Origin of the sequence: Citrobacter sp. Cpo091 (assembly GCF_030332645.1) — a bacterium.
GTDB lineage: Bacteria > Pseudomonadota > Gammaproteobacteria > Enterobacterales > Enterobacteriaceae > Citrobacter > Citrobacter portucalensis.
This window is the reverse complement of record NZ_JAOWHL010000034.1, coordinates 423,639-440,307: the sequence shown is the minus strand read 5'-3', so window position 1 is coordinate 440,307 and position 16,669 is coordinate 423,639. Positions and strand designations below refer to the sequence as shown.

17 protein-coding genes are annotated in these 16,669 nt (G+C 54.7%); 7 read left to right on the top strand and 10 right to left on the bottom strand.

All coding sequences use genetic code 11. From position 1 onward, the window contains the following. Positions 1-22: 22 nt before the first annotated feature. Positions 23-793: an SDR family oxidoreductase gene (locus tag OGY04_RS12715; RefSeq protein WP_003835790.1), complete on the bottom strand. Its 771-nt coding sequence runs from the start codon at positions 791-793 to the stop codon at positions 23-25. Positions 794-821: 28 nt separating this feature from the next. After that, positions 822-1,445: a multifunctional acyl-CoA thioesterase I/protease I/lysophospholipase L1 gene (gene tesA, locus OGY04_RS12710; protein ID WP_032932667.1), complete on the bottom strand. Its 624-nt coding sequence runs from the start codon at positions 1,443-1,445 to the stop codon at positions 822-824. Here tesA and ybbA point away from each other — a divergent pair. The 6 genes from ybbA (at position 1,416) to OGY04_RS12680 (ending at position 8,657) form a co-directional block, all read left to right on the top strand. Then, positions 1,416-2,102, top strand: coding sequence for a putative ABC transporter ATP-binding protein YbbA (ybbA, locus tag OGY04_RS12705; protein WP_008783992.1), 687 nt, complete (start codon positions 1,416-1,418; stop codon positions 2,100-2,102). The genes tesA and ybbA overlap by 30 nt on opposite strands. After that, positions 2,099-4,513: a putative ABC transporter permease subunit YbbP gene (gene ybbP, locus OGY04_RS12700; RefSeq protein WP_286585358.1), complete on the top strand. Its 2,415-nt coding sequence runs from the start codon at positions 2,099-2,101 to the stop codon at positions 4,511-4,513. The genes ybbA and ybbP overlap by 4 nt, the downstream gene beginning before the upstream one ends. Before the next feature lie 186 nt (positions 4,514-4,699). Further along, complete coding sequence (locus tag OGY04_RS12695; RefSeq protein WP_008783995.1) at positions 4,700-5,833, top strand: porin; 1,134 nt, start codon at positions 4,700-4,702, stop codon at positions 5,831-5,833. Positions 5,834-6,094: 261 nt separating this feature from the next. Next, a complete protein-coding gene (locus OGY04_RS12690) occupies positions 6,095-6,925 on the top strand; it encodes a MetQ/NlpA family ABC transporter substrate-binding protein (RefSeq protein ID WP_048214765.1) in 831 nt (276 codons plus the stop codon). A gap of 63 nt (positions 6,926-6,988) precedes the next feature. Further along, positions 6,989-8,005 (top strand): virulence-associated ABC transporter ATP-binding protein SfbB, encoded by a 1,017-nt coding sequence (sfbB, locus tag OGY04_RS12685; protein ID WP_032942581.1) that lies wholly within the window; start codon positions 6,989-6,991, stop codon positions 8,003-8,005. Beyond that, positions 7,998-8,657 carry a methionine ABC transporter permease gene (locus OGY04_RS12680; protein ID WP_003831085.1) on the top strand — a complete coding sequence of 220 codons (660 nt, stop codon included), beginning with the start codon at positions 7,998-8,000 and terminating at the stop codon, positions 8,655-8,657. Before sfbB ends, OGY04_RS12680 begins: the two co-directional genes overlap by 8 nt. On the opposite strand, the gene mnmH is transcribed toward OGY04_RS12680, so the two are convergent. The 5 genes from mnmH to ppiB all read right to left on the bottom strand — a co-directional run bounded on the left by mnmH (position 8,658) and on the right by ppiB (position 12,871). Continuing rightward, complete coding sequence (mnmH, locus tag OGY04_RS12675; RefSeq protein WP_048214763.1) at positions 8,658-9,743, bottom strand: tRNA 2-selenouridine(34) synthase MnmH; 1,086 nt, start codon at positions 9,741-9,743, stop codon at positions 8,658-8,660. Between the two features lie 96 nt (positions 9,744-9,839). After that, complete coding sequence (purK, locus tag OGY04_RS12670) at positions 9,840-10,907, bottom strand: 5-(carboxyamino)imidazole ribonucleotide synthase (RefSeq protein ID WP_267446278.1); 1,068 nt, start codon at positions 10,905-10,907, stop codon at positions 9,840-9,842. After that, positions 10,904-11,413 (bottom strand): 5-(carboxyamino)imidazole ribonucleotide mutase, encoded by a 510-nt coding sequence (purE, locus tag OGY04_RS12665; RefSeq protein WP_048226215.1) that lies wholly within the window; start codon positions 11,411-11,413, stop codon positions 10,904-10,906. The genes purK and purE overlap by 4 nt, the downstream gene beginning before the upstream one ends. A 238-nt stretch (positions 11,414-11,651) precedes the next feature. Continuing rightward, complete coding sequence (gene lpxH, locus OGY04_RS12660; protein ID WP_286585354.1) at positions 11,652-12,374, bottom strand: UDP-2,3-diacylglucosamine diphosphatase; 723 nt, start codon at positions 12,372-12,374, stop codon at positions 11,652-11,654. A 2-nt stretch (positions 12,375-12,376) separates the two neighbouring features. Further along, a complete protein-coding gene (ppiB, locus tag OGY04_RS12655) occupies positions 12,377-12,871 on the bottom strand; it encodes a peptidylprolyl isomerase B (RefSeq protein WP_003021875.1) in 495 nt (164 codons plus the stop codon). A 173-nt stretch (positions 12,872-13,044) separates the two neighbouring features. Here ppiB and cysS point away from each other — a divergent pair, with 173 nt between their 5' ends. Beyond that, a complete protein-coding gene (gene cysS, locus OGY04_RS12650; RefSeq protein WP_003831109.1) occupies positions 13,045-14,430 on the top strand; it encodes a cysteine--tRNA ligase in 1,386 nt (461 codons plus the stop codon). Positions 14,431-14,507: 77 nt separating this feature from the next. On the opposite strand, the gene OGY04_RS12645 is transcribed toward cysS, so the two are convergent. The 3 genes from OGY04_RS12645 to folD all read right to left on the bottom strand — a co-directional run bounded on the left by OGY04_RS12645 (position 14,508) and on the right by folD (position 16,238). Beyond that, entirely contained in the window at positions 14,508-15,032 is a 525-nt protein-coding gene (locus OGY04_RS12645; protein WP_057067804.1) for a metal-dependent hydrolase, read from the bottom strand. A 125-nt stretch (positions 15,033-15,157) separates the two neighbouring features. Next, positions 15,158-15,370, bottom strand: coding sequence for a ribosome-associated protein YbcJ (ybcJ, locus tag OGY04_RS12640; protein ID WP_003831111.1), 213 nt, complete (start codon positions 15,368-15,370; stop codon positions 15,158-15,160). Between the two features lies 1 nt (position 15,371). Continuing rightward, positions 15,372-16,238, bottom strand: coding sequence for a bifunctional methylenetetrahydrofolate dehydrogenase/methenyltetrahydrofolate cyclohydrolase FolD (gene folD, locus OGY04_RS12635; RefSeq protein WP_003831112.1), 867 nt, complete (start codon positions 16,236-16,238; stop codon positions 15,372-15,374). Positions 16,239-16,669: the final 431 nt, after the last annotated feature.

Sequence of the window (16,669 nt, the reverse complement as noted above, 5' to 3'; positions counted from 1 at the left end):
GGGCTGACGCGCGAGCTTCAACTCAACCCTGTAAAATTTTGTCCATTATGCGGCCTGGCAGCAGGCGTTTAAGCAGCATCACTGCCCAGGTCACCAGCGTAACCGGATAACGTAGCTTTGGTTTATCGCTCTCAAACGCATGACGCACTTTGGCGACAACCGCTTCTGGTCCCAGCGTAAAACGCGCGGCAATGCCGGGATTTTCCACGGGAGCATCGCTCTGGGTCTGGTTGACGTTTTCGGTAAAGCGGGTACGGATGGGGCCGGGTTCAATCAGGCTGACCTTAATCCCGCTGTGGCGCAGTTCCATACGCAGTGCGTCGGACCAGGCTTCCAGTGCATATTTGCTGGCGGCATAGGCGCCGCGTCCCGGCGTTGAGATCAATCCCATCACCGAGGAGGTCATCACAATGCGCCCTTCGCCGTGGGGTAACATGGCAGGCAACAGGCGCATGGTAAGCTGATGTGCGCCAAAGAAGTTGGCGGAAAACTGCTGTTCCATCTGTTCACGGCTGATGGTGGGCAGTGGACCATAGACACCGTATCCGGCGTTGTTAAAGATCCCATATAAACGATTATCGGTCAGGGCGATCACTTCATCGGCGGCACGATCCACGCTTTCGGGTGAATCCAGATCCAGCAACACGCCAGTGAATCCCATGCTGTTCATACGCGCGACATCGTCAGGTTTGCGACAGCCTGCCAGAATTTGAAAACCCTGGCGCTTTAGCTCAAGCGCGCTTTCCAGGCCGATTCCGCTGGAACATCCTGTTATTAAGACCGATTTTTGCATAACTTTACCTGTCAGGATCTCCGTTGTTTTATGAGTCGTGATTTACTAGAGGTGTGAGATGTTGCGCCATCCAGTCGGCGATAAACGGCTGGGCGTCACGGTTAGGATGAATACCATCATCCTGCATCCACTGGGGTTTCAGATAAACCTCTTCCATAAAAAAGGGCAGCAGAGGGATATCAAACTCTTTGGCGAGCTTTGGATAAATCGCGCTAAAGGTTTCATTATAACGGCGACCGTAGTTTGCCGGCAGACGAATTTGCATTAATAGCGGTTCGGCATTTGCCGCTTTCACGTCCTGCAAAATCGTGCGCAGGGTTTGTTCGGTTTGCGCAGGCGCAAAGCCGCGCAGGCCATCGTTGCCGCCAAGTTCGACCAGTACCCAACGCGGCTGGTGCTGCTTGAGTAATGCAGGCAGACGGGCCAGACCTTGCTGCGAGGTGTCGCCGCTAATGCTGGCATTCACCACCGGCGTTTTGGTTTGCCATTTATCATTAAGTAGCGCAGGCCACGCGGCGCTGGCGGACATTCGGTATCCGGCGCTCAGGCTGTCACCCAGAATTAATAACGTGTCCGCTGCGGCGGCGCGGAAAGTTAACAGGACCAGGAACAGGAAAGGCCAATGCCAGCGGAAAACATTGTTGAAGTTCATCATCTTAAGAAATCCGTCGGTCAGGGTGATCATGAGCTATCCATCCTTACCGGAGTTGAACTGGTTGTCAAACGCGCCGAGACCATTGCGCTGATTGGCGAGTCGGGATCGGGGAAATCCACGCTGCTGGCGATTCTCGCCGGGCTTGACGATGGCACCAGCGGTGAAGTCAGCCTGGTGGGGCAGGCGCTGCACACCATGGACGAAGAAGCCCGGGCGCAGCTGCGGGCGCGGCACGTGGGTTTTGTCTTCCAGTCATTCATGTTAATTCCGACCCTCAACGCGCTGGAAAACGTCGAACTGCCCGCGCTGTTGCGCGGCGAAAATAGCGGAAAAAGTCGTGACGGGGCAAAAACGCTGTTGGAACAACTGGGACTGGGAAAACGTCTTGATCATCTTCCGGCCCAGCTTTCCGGCGGGGAGCAGCAGCGCGTGGCGCTGGCGCGAGCGTTTAACGGGCGTCCGGATGTGCTGTTTGCCGATGAGCCGACAGGCAACCTCGATCGCCAGACCGGAGACAAAATAGCCGACCTGCTGTTTTCTCTGAACCGGGAACACGGCACCACCCTGATTCTGGTGACGCATGACCCGCAGTTGGCGGCGCGTTGCGACAGGCGCTTACGTCTGGTGAATGGACAGTTGCAGGAGGAGGCATGATTGCACGCTGGTTCTGGCGCGAATGGCGCTCGCCTTCATTACTGATTGTCTGGCTGGCACTAAGCCTGGCGGTAGCCTGTGTGCTGGCGCTGGGCAATATCAGCGATCGTATGGAAAAAGGGCTGAGCCAGCAAAGCCGCGAGTTTATGGCGGGAGATCGGTCGCTACAAAGTTCGCGTACCGTGCCGAAAGCGTGGATTGACGAGGCGCGACAGCGTGGCCTGAAGGTGGGCGAACAGCTCACCTTTGCCACCATGACTTTTGCCCGGGATACGCCGCAGCTGGCGAACGTCAAAGCGGTAGATGACGTGTATCCGATGTACGGCACACTGCAAACCAACCCGCCGGGACTGAAACCGCAGCCGGGCATGGTGTTGCTGGCCCCGCGTCTGATGGCGCTGCTCAATCTAAAAATCGGTGATTCTATTGACGTCGGTGATGCCACGCTGCGCATTGCCGGGGAGGTGGTGCAGGAGCCGGACTCTGGTTTTAATCCGTTCCAGATAGCACCGCGTCTGATGATGAGCATGGCGGATGTCGAAAAAACGGCGGCGGTCCAGCCGGGAAGCCGCGTGACCTGGCGCTATAAATTTGGCGGAACGCCGCAGCAACTGGACGCCTACGAAAAATGGCTGTTGCCGCAGCTAAAGCCTGAACAGCGCTGGTACGGGCTGGAGCAGGATGAAGGGGCGCTGGGGAAATCACTTGAGCGTTCGCAACAGTTCTTGCTGCTGTCGGCGCTGTTAACGCTGCTGCTGGCGGTCGCCGCGGTTGCTGTGGCGATGAGCCATTATTGCCGCAGCCGTTACGATCTGGTGGCTATACTGAAAACCCTCGGCGCGGGCAGAGCGCAACTGCGCAGGCTGATTGTTGGTCAATGGCTGATGGTGCTGGCGCTGTCTGGCTTGACCGGCGGGCTGTTCGGACTGCTATTTGAGCGCGTGCTGGTGCTGCTGCTCAAGCCGGTTCTGCCTGGAGAACTACCGCCTGCCAGCCCCTGGCCGTGGCTATGGGCACTAGGCACCATGACGGTGATTTCGCTGTTGGTCGGGTTACGCCCTTACCGCCTGCTGCTGGCGACGCAGCCGCTGCGGGTGCTGCGCCGTGACGTGGTGGCAAACGTCTGGCCGCTGAAGTTTTATTTGCCGGTGGTAGTGATAGTCGTGATTGCACTGCTTGCTGGACTGATGGGCGGAAGTCCGCTGCTGTGGGCGGTACTGGCTGGTGCGGTGGTACTGGCGCTGTTGTGCGGGGTGCTCGGCTGGATGCTGCTCAACGTGCTGCGTGGTCTGACGCTCTCCTCACTGCCGCTGCGTTTGGCGGTCAGTCGACTGTTACGCCAGCCGTGGTCAACGCTCAGCCAGCTATCGGCATTTTCGCTTTCCTTTATGCTGCTGGCGCTGCTGCTGGTACTGCGCGGCGATCTGCTCGACCGCTGGCAGCAGCAAATGCCACCGGAAAGCCCGAACTATTTCCTGATCAACATTGCCACCGAGCAGGTGGTTCCGCTGAAGGCTTTCTTGTCTGAGCATCAGGTGATCCCGGAATCGTTCTATCCGATTGTGCGGGCGCGTCTGACGGCGATCAATGAGAAGCCGACCGAAGGCAATCAGGATGAGGCGCTGAACCGCGAGCTTAACCTGACCTGGCAGGATACCCGACCGGATCATAACCCGATAACCGCCGGAAGCTGGCCGCCAAAAGCGGGCGAAGTATCGATGGAAGAGGGGTTAGCGAAACGGCTGAACGTCAAACTCGGCGATCGGGTGACTTTTATGGGCGATACCCAGGATTTCAGCGCCACGGTCAGCAGTCTGCGTAAAGTGGACTGGGAAAGCCTGCGGCCCAACTTCTTCTTTATCTTCCCCTCCGGCGCGCTGGATGCTCAGCCGCAAAGCTGGTTAACCAGCTTTCGCTGGGAGAACGGCAACGGCATGCTAACGCAGCTTAACCGCGAATTCCCGACCATCAGCCTGCTGGATATTGGCGCCATCCTCAAACAGGTGAGCCAGGTGCTGGATCAGGTGAGCCGCGCACTGGAGGTGATGGTGGTACTGGTCACCGCCTGTGGCATGCTGCTGCTATTGGCGCAGGTCCAGGTCGGGATGCGTCAGCGTCATCAGGAGTTGGTGGTCTGGCGCACGCTGGGAGCAGGTAAGAAGCTGCTGCGTACCACGCTGTGGTGCGAGTTCGCCATGCTCGGGATGGTTGCCGGACTGGTGGCGGCCATCGGTGCGGAAACAGCGTTGGCGGTACTGCAAACCAAAGTGTTTGATTTCCCGTGGGAGCCAGACTGGCGACTGTGGGTAGTATTACCATTTAGTGGAGCATTGCTGCTCTCTTTATGCGGCGGATGGCTCGGTTCACGTCTGCTAAAAGGTAAAGCGCTGTTCCGTCAGTTCAGTAGTTAATTTATATTCGTGATGATTACGCACCGGTTTTAAAATCGGTGCGTCTTTTTTTCTATGTAGCACAAATTGATAACTCCTTGATATTTAACAGCACAGAACAATAAAAACCCAACAACACGAGAGTATTAATAAACGTTAATATTTGTGTGCTGAATAATTGGCAGGCTATCTATCAAGGTATAAATAATGACTATAAAAAAAACAGCGCTGGCGGTATCGATCGGCGCAGCAGTGGCATTAACGACTTTCGCTTCACAGGCGGAAATCACGGTCCTGAAACAAGATCCGCAGGCGGGCAACCCGCTGAGCCGTCTTAACTTCACCGTCGGCGGCAGTATTCGTCCGCAGTTCCAGAATATGGCCGGTGACGATGGTAAGAATGGCTACAAACGTAATGGCTTCGATGGCGGTACACGTTTCCGCTTCGCCGCTGACTACTATCTGTTTGATGATATCAGTTGGGTGAGCTACTACGAGCTGGGCGTTAACTTCCCGGCGATGTTCAACTGGGATAACCACTACGCTGACGGTGCCAACGATACCACGCGTCGTATGCTGTACACCGGTCTGAAGAGTGCAACCTGGGGTACGCTGACCTTCGGTCAACAAAACAGTATTTACTATGATGTAGTCGGTGCGAAAACGGATATCTGGGACTACGACATGATCGGTCAGGCGCCAGGTAACGGTATTAATGGCGACTATGATGGTTCCTATCGTACGCGTAAATCACTGAAGTATAAGAATACCGTTGGTGATGTGGATCTCTACGCCTCTTATCTGTTCAGTGATGATTACAACCCGAACAACGGTCTGCGCTACAAGCGTAAAGGCGGCGGCTCACTGGGTGTGGATTATCACATTACCGATGACCTGACCTGGGGTACGGCGTGGAACTACACTCGCGCGGAAATGCGTGGCAACACCAGCAAAACCTACGATCAAAACATCGTCGGTACCGCGCTGAGCTGGAAACCGGACAACTGGACCTTCTCGATGGGCGGCGGTTGGTATCAAAACTTCATGACCACCAAAAAAGTCTCTGTTAACGACTACTTTGCCGGTGACGCCTGGGGTCTGGAATACTTCGCCGGTTACACCTTCCCGGTGGGTCAATATGCGCTGAAATCCGTTCAGCCGTACTTTATGGGCGACCGTATTGAGTACGTGAATGGCCGTAACTATCTGCGTACCGACAACGGCGTGGGGATCAGCTTCCAGCTGGATTACGGTTTCCGTGTTGACTACGAACACGTCTTTACCTCCAGCACCGACAATCTGGGTGACATGAACCTGGTTCGTCTGCGTTACGACTTCTAATCGAACGCCTGCCGCCCGATACGCTTGCGCTTATCGGGCCTAAGAAAGCTGTTGTAGGCCGGATAAGGCACTTGTGCCGACATCCGGCTTTTTCATACCTTCTTTCATTTAAAAACATACTCTGCAACATCATGAAATAATTTCAAGGACAGCAGGTTGTGATCTGTGTCATGTTAACAATCAGCCTGTTAACGGGCCAACAAGAACAACGTCGCAAGAACGGCGTGAGACATGACACCACAACGTTAAAATGGAGAAAATATGGGATTGCGTCAGAGTTTACGCGTCGCGACCGGGGCGCTGTTACTGGCCTGTGGCTTACAATTTGCTCATGCGAACAGTGACCCGCATACCATCGTGTTTGGCGTCGCGCCTGGGCCATACGGCGATATGGTGAAACAGGCCATTGCCCCTACGCTGAAAGAGAAAGGTTACAAGGTAGTGGTGCGCGAATTCAGCGATTACGTGCAGCCAAACATGGCGCTCTCCAACGGTAGCATTGATGCTAACCTGTTCCAGCATTCGCTCTATTTTGACAAATTCACCGCCGATAAAGGCCTGAAGCTGAGCAAGCTGATTGTGGTCCCGACGGCCGGGATGGGGTTTTACTCGCACAAAATCAAAAGCCTGGATGAGTTGAAAAAAGGGGATGTGATCACGTTGTCCAACGATCCGACCAACCTGGCCCGCGGTCTGCGTTTCCTGCAATCCATTGGCCTTATCACCATCAAAGATAATATCGATCCTACGAAAGCCTCCGAGCGCGATATCGCCAGCAACCCGAAAGGACTGGTATTTAAACCACTGGAAGCGGCACAACTGCCGCGCACTTTGGACGGTGTGACCGGCGCGCTGGTCAACGGTAACTTTGCCGTGGCGGCAAAACTGGATCTTTCCAGCGCCATCAAGCAAGAGCACCTGGACGAAAATCTGAAAAATATCATCGCGGTACGCAGTGAAGATGCGGATAAACCGTTCGCGAAAGATATTGTTGAGGCGGTGAAATCTCCGGCGTATCGCGCGGTGATCGACGATCCGCAAAATATCTACAGCGCCTTCCAGAAACCGGAATGGATGTCGACAGCCCAATAATCGCTGCGCACAAGGGTTAACAGGGGCAGCGACGACTGCCCTTTTCGCATTTCTGAGGTGGCTATGATTGAGATTGAGAAAGTTTGCGTGGATTTTAGCGCGGGCCGTGGACCATCAACCCGGGCGGTTGATGACGTTAGCTTGCGCATTGGCGCAGGTGAGATATTTGGCATTGTCGGGACCAGCGGCGCGGGGAAAAGTACGCTGCTGCGTACCCTGAACGCCTTAACGCGTCCGAGCCAGGGAAGCGTGAAGGTGAACGGCGTAGAAATTTCCGCGCTGGAAGGGGGGCATCTACGTAAAGCCCGTCAGCGTATCGGGATGATTTTTCAACATTTTAACCTGATGCATACCCGTACCGTGGCGCAAAACGTCGCCTTTAGTCTGAAGGCAGCCGGATGGGAGCGCAGTAAAATTGGCCCGCGCGTGAGCGAAATCCTGGCGCTGGTGGGGCTGTCAGACAAGGCGAACCGCTTTCCGGTTCAGCTCAGCGGTGGGCAAAAGCAGCGTGTGGGTATTGCCCGCGCGATTGCCAATCACCCGGATGTGCTGTTGTGTGATGAACCTACCTCGGCGCTGGACCTCGAAACCTCAGCCACGATTCTGGCGTTGCTTAAGCAGATCAACCAACAGTTGGGGATCACGATCGTGCTGATCACTCACGAGATGAACGTGATCAAATCGATTTGCGATCGCGTGGCGGTAATGTCTGGCGGCAAGGTGGTGGAGTCTGGTGAGGTGTTTGACGTTTTTGCTCACCCGCAGCACGCGTTCACGCAGCAGCTGGTGTCGCATACCCTCAATTTGACGCTGCCCGAGCGTCTGCGCCAGCATCTGCCTGGTCAGTTGCTAAAAATTCTGTTCATCGGCGATTCGGCGGAACAGCCGGTGTTGTCAGAAGTCGCGGTTAAATTTGGCGTGGCGGTGAACATTCTGCACGGCAAAATTGAATATATTGGCGAACGTGCGCTGGGGATTCTGGTCGTGCAACTGACCGCGCCGCATAACCCTTCAGCGGTGGAAGTCGCCGTGGAACATATTCGTCAACGTACTGCACAGGTGGAGGTGATTCGTGGATGATTTATTGCCGGATTTGACGCTGGCGTTTAATGAAACCTTCCAGATGCTGAGCATCTCTACGGTGCTGGCAATTATTGGTGGTCTGCCGCTCGGTTTTCTGATTTTCGTCACCGACCGGCATTTATTCTGGCAAAACCGTTTTGTGTATCTGCTCAGCTCCGTGCTGGTGAATATCATTCGTTCGGTACCGTTTGTGATCCTGCTGGTCCTGCTGCTGCCGCTAACCCAGTTTTTGCTCGGGAATACCATTGGCCCGATTGCGGCGTCGGTCCCGCTCTCAGTGGCGGCAATCGCCTTCTATGCCCGTCTGGTTGATAGCGCGCTACGTGAAGTCGATAAAGGGATTATTGAAGCGGCGGAAGCGTTTGGTGCCAGCCCGATGCGCATCATCTGCACCGTTCTGTTACCTGAAGCGAGCGCGGGTCTGCTGCGTGGGTTGACGATAACGCTGGTGAGTCTGATCGGATACTCCGCGATGGCCGGGATCGTTGGCGGCGGTGGAGTCGGCGACCTGGCGATTCGCTTTGGTTATTACCGCTACGAAACCCAGGTCATGATCGTCACCGTGGTGGCGTTGATTATTTTGGTGCAGGTCGTTCAGGTGCTGGGTGACTGGCTGGCAAAACGCGCAGATAAGCGCGACAGACACTGATCACTGTGCGTTAAGCCAGTCGGCAACGTCCTGCCATGTGCCGCGAAAAACGATTTTCGCGGCTTTCTTTTCCAGCTGATAACGATACATCGGGTCGTAATATTCGTTGAGCAACGGTACCAGCCAGCCCATATGGGCGTCGGTGCTGCCCGTTGCCTGCTGTTCGCGCAGAGCCTCGTCGAGCAGGGTGGTCAGCTCGGCAAAACGTTGTAAACCCAGACGACGGCGTATAGCAAACAGGCCGTGGTGCAGATACTCGCTGTACTCCTGCCAGCCCTGGCTCTCGCCATAAGCGTGGGTAAAATCGTGGTGCATCTTCACGAAATACTCTTCGCGTAGTCGCTCCAGACGACGCTCAAAAGGATCGTCCACCACTGCAATTGATGCCTGGGTCATGCGCTCGCGCAGGCATTCGGGCAGATGATTAGCCCCGATCATGCGGCCTTCATCTTCCAGTACCCACAGACGTAAATCCTGACGGCTATCGGTTTTGAGCATTTCAACCGCCAGCAGGTTTTCAAAACTCGCCTGACTCAATTGAGGTTCAACGGTGCGCCCAAACGAGGAGCCGCGATGGTGCGCCAGACCTTCGAGATCCACACCGTTTGGCTGTTGTTGCACCAGTTGGGTTTTGCCGTTCCCGGTACAGCCGCCAATTAAGACGATCGGCTTTTGCACTAATTCTTCAGTCAGCTGTATCACTGCCTGGCGCAGGGCTTTGTAACCGCCTTTAATCAGCGGATAGTCAATGCCGGACTCATGCAGCCACTGCTGCACAATATGCGAACGCTGACCGCCACGCGCGCAGCATAAATAGCCTGCAGGATTTTGACGGCAGGCATCCTGCCAGGCATGCATGCGCTGTTGGCGGGTCTCCCCCGAGACCAGTTGATGGCCGAGCGCGAGGGCGGCTTCGGGCCCCTGGCGTTTGTAACAGGTACCCACGGCGGCACGTTCGTCATCGTTCATTAAGGGAAGGTTGATTGCGCCCGGCATTGCGCCCTGCTGAAATTCCACGGGGGCGCGTACATCGATTAAAGGCGTACCGGCAAGCAAAATTGCGCGGTAGTCCGTTCCATCGTTCATGTTTGATCCTGAAAATACAAAACAGCAATGGAGGGGATTTTACGCGCCAGAGGAGGGGCCGGGGAAGGATAAAATCAACTCCCCGGCATTATTGGCTTATTTCAGCTTTGACTGCGCCCAGATAATACCGCTGGCATATTCCGGCGGCAGCAGGGGGATAAGCGCTTCCAGCGTCGCGCTAAGGCGCGCGGTATCGCTGTCGCTCAGGTTCAGGTGACCCACCTTACGCCCTTCACGCACCTCTTTGTCATACCAGTGCAGATGCACCAGCGGCAGCTTCAGCCAGTCGTAGTTCAGGTCGCTACCAATCAGGTTTACCATCACCGAAGGATGGTTCACCACCGGCGTCGGTAACGGCAGGTCGGTAATGGCACGTAGATGCAGCTCAAACTGGCTGATGCTGGCGCCGTTTTGCGTCCAGTGCCCGCTGTTGTGCACGCGCGGAGCCAGTTCGTTAATCAGCAGACCTTCCGGGGTGATGAAACACTCCATCGCCATCACGCCGACATAGCACAGCTCCTGCATGATGGCAGAGAGCATTGCTTCAGCTTGTTCCTGCTGTCTGGCGTTAGCCTGCGGGAACACCACGCTGGTGCGCAGAATGCCGTCCTGATGCAGGTTATGGGTCAGCGGATAGAAAACGGTGCTGCCGTCGTGCGCACGAGCGCCAACCAATGAGACTTCACCAGAGAAGTTGATTCCCCGCTCGACGATGCACTCGCCGTAGCAGTCGTCCGGCAGTTGCCCAGTTTCATTTGCGCGCAAGCGCCACTGTCCACGTCCATCGTAGCCGCCGACGCGACGTTTCACAATCGCCAGCTCGCCAAGTTTGTCGAATATCGCAGACCATTCGCTTTTATCTGCCAGCAGTTGCCACGGCGCGGTCGCCAGACCGAGCTTGTCAAAAAGCTGCTTTTGCGTCAGACGGTCGGCAATAATCGGGAAGACGTCGCGGTTAACAAACGCCGGGTGGCGTGCCAGTTCGCGGGTGAGTGCCGTTTCCGGCCAGCGCTCAATCTCAGCGGTGATCACGCTTTGCTGAAAAGGGACCGCAGCCGGTTCAGCGTCCAGCCCGACTGGCCAGACCGCTATGCCCAGTGGCTCACCGGCCTGGCGCAGCATGCGCCCTAGCTGTCCGTTGCCAAGTACGCAGACCTGCTTCATGCGACACCTCGCGGGTCCGGGTTCTCCAGCACCTCATCGGTTTGCGCTTTGCGCCACTCAGCCAGACGCTGATGCAGTTCTTTGTCGTGTGTTGCCAGAATTTGTGCTGCCAGCAGGGCCGCATTTGCCGCCCCCGCTTTGCCGATCGCCAGCGTGCCGACCGGAATACCGCGCGGCATTTGAACGATAGAGTAGAGGCTATCTACGCCGCTCAGCGCTGCGCTTTGCACCGGAACGCCCAAAACTGGCACCAGCGTTTTCGCCGCAATCATGCCAGGCAAATGCGCTGCGCCACCGGCCCCGGCAATAATCACCTGATAACCGTTCTCTTCAGCGCTTTCGGCGAAGCTAAACAGTTTGTCTGGGGTGCGGTGGGCGGAGACGACTTCAACATGATGCGGAACGTCCAGGATTTCGAAGATTTCGGCGGCGAACTGCATGGTAGCCCAGTCGCTTTTGGACCCCATCACGATGGCGACACGCGCCGGATTATTGCGGGAAGACATGCGTCTGAAAACTCCTGTGGTGCACTACACTCGACTTTTGAGGCCACAGAGAATAGCATAATTCACCGCCAAGGAAAACGATTGCGCGCTTTGCACTTCACTCTTCAAGCTGCCTCTTTGTTGGCTGCATCTGCTCACCCCAGTCACTTACTTTTGTAAGCTCCAGAGGACTCACAGATTTGCCGCCTCGATGCAACTCGAATAATTTTGTGTAAAGAGGAACTGAGTATCTGCAGAATTAAAACGGAAATGCGATCAGTTCAACGTCGTCAGGGGTGACTTTGATCATCGAACCTTCGGTGTGCCATGCGCCTAATACCACGCGGAAAGCGGGTTGCTCATTGGCCGTAAGTTTGTGGACGGCAGGGCGGTGGGTATGGCCGTGAATTAACCACTGAACCTGATGTTTTTCCATCTCGCTAATCACGGCCTGCTGATTCACATCCATGATTTCCAGCGATTTGGTGGTGTTGGCTGCTTTGCTGTTGGCACGCATTTTCGCAGCGATTCGCTGGCGAACGAACAGCGGCAGAGCGAGGAACAGCTTCTGTAACCAGGGTTGATGCACTTTGGCGCGAAATGCCTGATAGCCTGCGTCGTCGGTGCATAAGGTGTCGCCATGCATGATCAGCACCTTGCGGCCATACAGGTCGAGCACTTTTTCTTCGGGAAGCAAGGTCATGCCGCTCGCACGGGCAAAACGTTTACCGAGCAGAAAATCACGGTTGCCGTGAATAAAAAAGCAGGGAACGCCGGAATCAGTCAGTGATTTTATCGCCGCGGCCATTTCACGATGCAGCGGATTAGGATCGTCGTCGCCAATCCAGGCTTCAAACAGGTCGCCAAGAATGTATAGCGCATCGGCCTTTCGCGCATCACCGGCTAAAAAACGCAGAAAACCGGCGGTGATCGCCGGTTCTTCTGTGTAGAGGTGAAGATCTGCAATAAACAGTGTCGCCACGATTACTCGCTGACGGTCACGTTTTCGATGATAACGTCTTCTTTTGGCACATCCTGATGCATACCGCTGCGACCAGTGGAAACGCCTTTGATTTTATCAACCACGTCCATGCCTTCAACAACTTCAGCGAACACGCAGTAACCCCAACCCTGCATGCTTTCGCCGGAGAAGTTCAGGAAGTCGTTGTCTGCAACGTTGATGAAGAACTGTGCGGTTGCGGAGTGCGGAGCCTGAGTACGCGCCATCGCCAGCGTACCACGGGTGTTTTTCAGACCGTTGTTCGCTTCGTTTTTGATCGCTTCTTTCGTGGCTTTTTGCTTCATGCCTGGCTCGAAACCGCCGCCCTGGATCATGAAACCGTTAATAACACGGTGGAAAATGGTGTTGTTGTAAAAACCTTCGCGGCAGTAGTCCAGGAAGTTTTTAACTGTTTCAGGCGCTTTATCATCAAACGTTTTGATTACGATATCGCCGTGATTAGTGTGGAAAGTAACCATTTTTGCATCCTGTTCCGATAGATTGGTGCTTCGACCCCGTCAAGGGTCAGAGTTAGGGGTGTGTTATAGCATAACCGCAAGCTGCGATCACCTCGCAAAGTGTGCTGCTTCCGGTCTAAATTATGGGTATTATACAGACTTTACTATCCACACACGTCTACACGGAATCTTCGATGTTAAAAATCTTTAATACACTGACGCGCCAAAAAGAGGAATTCAAACCTATTCATGCCGGGGAAGTCGGCATGTACGTGTGTGGTATTACCGTTTACGATCTCTGTCATATTGGCCACGGACGTACCTTCGTTTCTTTCGACGTCGTTGCGCGTTATCTGCGCTTCCTCGGCTATAAGCTGAAGTATGTGCGCAACATTACCGATATCGATGACAAAATCATCAAGCGCGCGAATGAAAACGGCGAAAGCTTTGTGGCGTTGGTCGACAGAATGATCGCGGAAATGCACAGCGATTTCGATGCGCTGAATATTCTGCGCCCGGATCTGGAGCCGCGTGCTACGCACCATATCGCTGAAATTATCGAAATCACTGAACAACTGATTGCCAAAGGTCACGCTTACGTTGCTGATAACGGCGACGTGATGTTCGACGTGCCGACTGACCCGAACTACGGCCAGCTGTCGCGCCAGGATCTGGATCAGCTGCAGGCAGGCGCACGCGTTGACGTGGTTGATGTGAAACGCAACCCGATGGACTTCGTGCTGTGGAAAATGTCCAAAGAAGGCGAGCCGAGCTGGCCGTCTCCGTGGGGCGCGGGCCGTCCGGGCTGGCACATCGAATGTTCGGCGATGAACTGCAAACAGCTGGGCAACCATTTCGATATTCACGGCGGCGGTTCGGACCTGATGTTCCCGCACCATGAAAACGAAATTGCTCAGTCCACCTGTGCGCATGACGGTGAGTACGTTAATTACTGGATGCATTCCGGGATGGTGATGGTTGACCGCGAGAAAATGTCCAAATCGCTGGGCAACTTCTTTACCGTTCGCGACGTGCTGAAATACTACGATGCCGAAACTATCCGTTACTTCCTGATGTCCGGTCATTACCGTAGCCAGTTAAACTACAGCGAAGAGAACCTCAAGCAGGCGCGTTCTGCGCTGGAGCGTCTGTATACCGCGCTGCGTGGCACCGACAAATCCGTTGCGCCAGCCGGTGGCGAAGCCTTTGAAGCGCGCTTTATTGAAGCGATGGACGATGACTTCAACACCCCGGAAGCCTACTCCGTACTGTTTGATATGGCACGTGAGGTTAACCGTCTGAAGGGTGAAGATATGGCGGCGGCTAACGGCATGGCTGCGCATCTGCGTAAGCTTTCCAGCGTACTGGGCCTGCTGGAACAGGATCCAGAAGCGTTCCTGCAAAGTGGTGCGCAGGCAGATGACGGTGAAGTTGCTGAAATTGAAGCGTTAATCCAACAACGTCTGGATGCACGTAAGGCGAAAGACTGGGCGGCAGCTGACGCCGCGCGTGACCGTCTCAACGAGATGGGCATCGTGCTGGAAGACGGTCCGCAGGGTACCACCTGGCGTCGTAAGTAACTCTGTAATGCCCGGTGGCGCTTACGCTTACCGGGCCGTGTAGGCCGGATAAGACGCAGCGCGTCGCATCCGGCAGATTAATGTTTCCGATACCACCACAGCACACCCATCATTACGATTCCCGGCAGCCATACCCACATCAACTCCGACATGATCACCTGGTGCCCGTACGGCGTGGCGTAGCGTGATAACGCAAACGGGGCGACTTTAATCACCTGCCATGGCGCGAAGAAGCGCTCATCCGACCACGGCCACAGCCAGCCGACGCCTTTACCGCCGGTGGTGACAGAATCCAGCAGACTGTGCGACAGCAGTGAAACCGTCAGGAATAGCCAGCAGCGAATCAATCCCGCCTTAAACCATCGTCGGCCAATCAAGACGCAGAGCAGCGGTACCACGAAGGCGAACAGCAGTGAGTGGGTAAATCCCCGGTGGCCAAACACATTGCCGTAGGCGACGCCGAACTTAAATGACAACACGTCGGCATCTGGCAGCATGGCCAGAACGATGCCAGCAAACAGTAATCGTGGGGGGATGACTTTAAGTCCGAGACCTAACCCTAAACAGAGCGGAACGGCCGCGTGGGTAACGATAGTGGGCATGATGATCGCTTCGTATGGAAAAACAACATGCTATCAGTTCACTGTGAAGTGGGGATGAAGTCATTATCTGAAAACGAGAGGGGGAAGTGGCCGGATACGGTGTTAACCTCATCCGGCACTTAGGGTCACGCCACGACGTTAATGCTGTGGCCTTCAAAGCTGACGGTCTGTCCGGCAACGATTTTGCAGCGTTTACGCGTTTCAACAACGCCATCGACCTTCACTAACCCTTCGCCAATAGCAATTTTTGCCTGGGCGCCACTTTCGCTCCAGCCTTCCAGCTTCAGCAAATCGCAGAGTTCAACGTGTGGGTGTTTACCCAGTGAAAATGTGGCCATCTTAAACGTCCTTTACATCATGATATTCAACACACGCCTGCAGCGTGTTTTCGATAAGTGTGGCGACCGTCATTGGTCCTACGCCGCCGGGGACCGGCGTGATATATGACGCTCGTGCGGCCGCATCGTCAAAGACCACATCGCCAACAACCTTACCATTCTCCAGACGGTTGATGCCGACATCAATCACAATCGCACCTTCTTTGATCCACTCACCAGGAATAAAGCCCGGTTTACCGACGGCAACAATCAGCAGGTCAGCATTTTCTACGTGGCGGCGCAGATCTTTGGTGAATCGGTGGGTGACGGTGGTGGTGCAGCCAGCCAGCAGTAGCTCCATACTCATTGGGCGACCGACAATATTCGAGGCACCAATGACCACGGCATTCAGACCGTAGGTATCGATGTTGTAACGCTCAAGCAGGGTAACAATACCGCGCGGAGTACATGGGCGCAGACGCGGTGCGCGCTGGCACAGGCGACCGACGTTATACGGGTGGAAACCGTCAACGTCTTTATCTGGCGCAATACGTTCCAGCACTTTCACGTTGTCGATACCCGCCGGCAAAGGCAGTTGTACCAGGATACCGTCGATAGTGGTATCTGCATTGAGCGTATCGATCAGCTCAAGAAGCTCCGCCTCGCTGGTGGTTTCAGGCAGGTCATAGGAGCGGGAGACAAACCCCACTTCGTCACAGGCTTTGCGTTTACTCGCAACATAAATCTGCGAAGCCGGGTTGCTACCTACCAGCACAACAGCCAGGCCTGGGGCGCGTAATCCAGCCGCTAAACGCGCCTGAACTTTTTGAGCAACCTCAGAGCGCACCTGCTGCGCAATCGTTTTACCGTCAATAATCTTTGCTGCCATCAGAGAGAGAATTCCGTCTGTTACGTTAAACCGAAGGGGATGTCACTATTTTGTCAGAAGCGGGGCGTGCTGTCAGTTTTCGTTTGCGTTTTTACGTGCGATAACGGGTGTCATGGTCAGAGAATCGGATCAGCACAGAGGCTGAAGTCCCCCGGATAATTAATGAGCATGCGAATTAAAATTAACGTGAATGAAACAATTCATCACCCTGGTGTTTTCAGGGGTAATGCGCCATAAACCAGTCTGTTACGTACCTTTATGGAAGCATTTAAGTAATATTCACCCAGATTTTTCTTAGGTCCCAATAAGAATTGGCCAGGGTCAATAAAAGGATTTGCAGGTATTTTTCATTAATTGAAATGTTTAATTTAACCCTGTGACGAATAGTCATATTCGCGAAGATTAATTAGTGAATCAAATACTCAGGAGAG

Bases quoted from the DNA above. Each gene is read 5' to 3' on its own strand.
- OGY04_RS12715 (WP_003835790.1), bottom strand. From the start codon at position 793: ATGCAAAAATCGGTCTTAATAACAGGATGTTCCAGCGGAATCGGCCTG.
- ybbA (WP_008783992.1), top strand. From the start codon at position 1,416: ATGCCAGCGGAAAACATTGTTGAAGTTCATCATCTTAAGAAATCCGTC.
- tesA (WP_032932667.1), bottom strand. From the start codon at position 1,445: ATGAACTTCAACAATGTTTTCCGCTGGCATTGGCCTTTCCTGTTCCTG.
- ybbP (WP_286585358.1), top strand. From the start codon at position 2,099: ATGATTGCACGCTGGTTCTGGCGCGAATGGCGCTCGCCTTCATTACTG.
- OGY04_RS12695 (WP_008783995.1), top strand. From the start codon at position 4,700: ATGACTATAAAAAAAACAGCGCTGGCGGTATCGATCGGCGCAGCAGTG.
- OGY04_RS12690 (WP_048214765.1), top strand. From the start codon at position 6,095: ATGGGATTGCGTCAGAGTTTACGCGTCGCGACCGGGGCGCTGTTACTG.
- sfbB (WP_032942581.1), top strand. From the start codon at position 6,989: ATGATTGAGATTGAGAAAGTTTGCGTGGATTTTAGCGCGGGCCGTGGA.
- mnmH (WP_048214763.1), bottom strand. From the start codon at position 9,743: ATGAACGATGGAACGGACTACCGCGCAATTTTGCTTGCCGGTACGCCT.
- purK (WP_267446278.1), bottom strand. From the start codon at position 10,907: ATGAAGCAGGTCTGCGTACTTGGCAACGGACAGCTAGGGCGCATGCTG.
- purE (WP_048226215.1), bottom strand. From the start codon at position 11,413: ATGTCTTCCCGCAATAATCCGGCGCGTGTCGCCATCGTGATGGGGTCC.
- ppiB (WP_003021875.1), bottom strand. From the start codon at position 12,871: ATGGTTACTTTCCACACTAATCACGGCGATATCGTAATCAAAACGTTT.
- cysS (WP_003831109.1), top strand. From the start codon at position 13,045: ATGTTAAAAATCTTTAATACACTGACGCGCCAAAAAGAGGAATTCAAA.
- OGY04_RS12645 (WP_057067804.1), bottom strand. From the start codon at position 15,032: ATGCCCACTATCGTTACCCACGCGGCCGTTCCGCTCTGTTTAGGGTTA.
- ybcJ (WP_003831111.1), bottom strand. From the start codon at position 15,370: ATGGCCACATTTTCACTGGGTAAACACCCACACGTTGAACTCTGCGAT.
- folD (WP_003831112.1), bottom strand. From the start codon at position 16,238: ATGGCAGCAAAGATTATTGACGGTAAAACGATTGCGCAGCAGGTGCGC.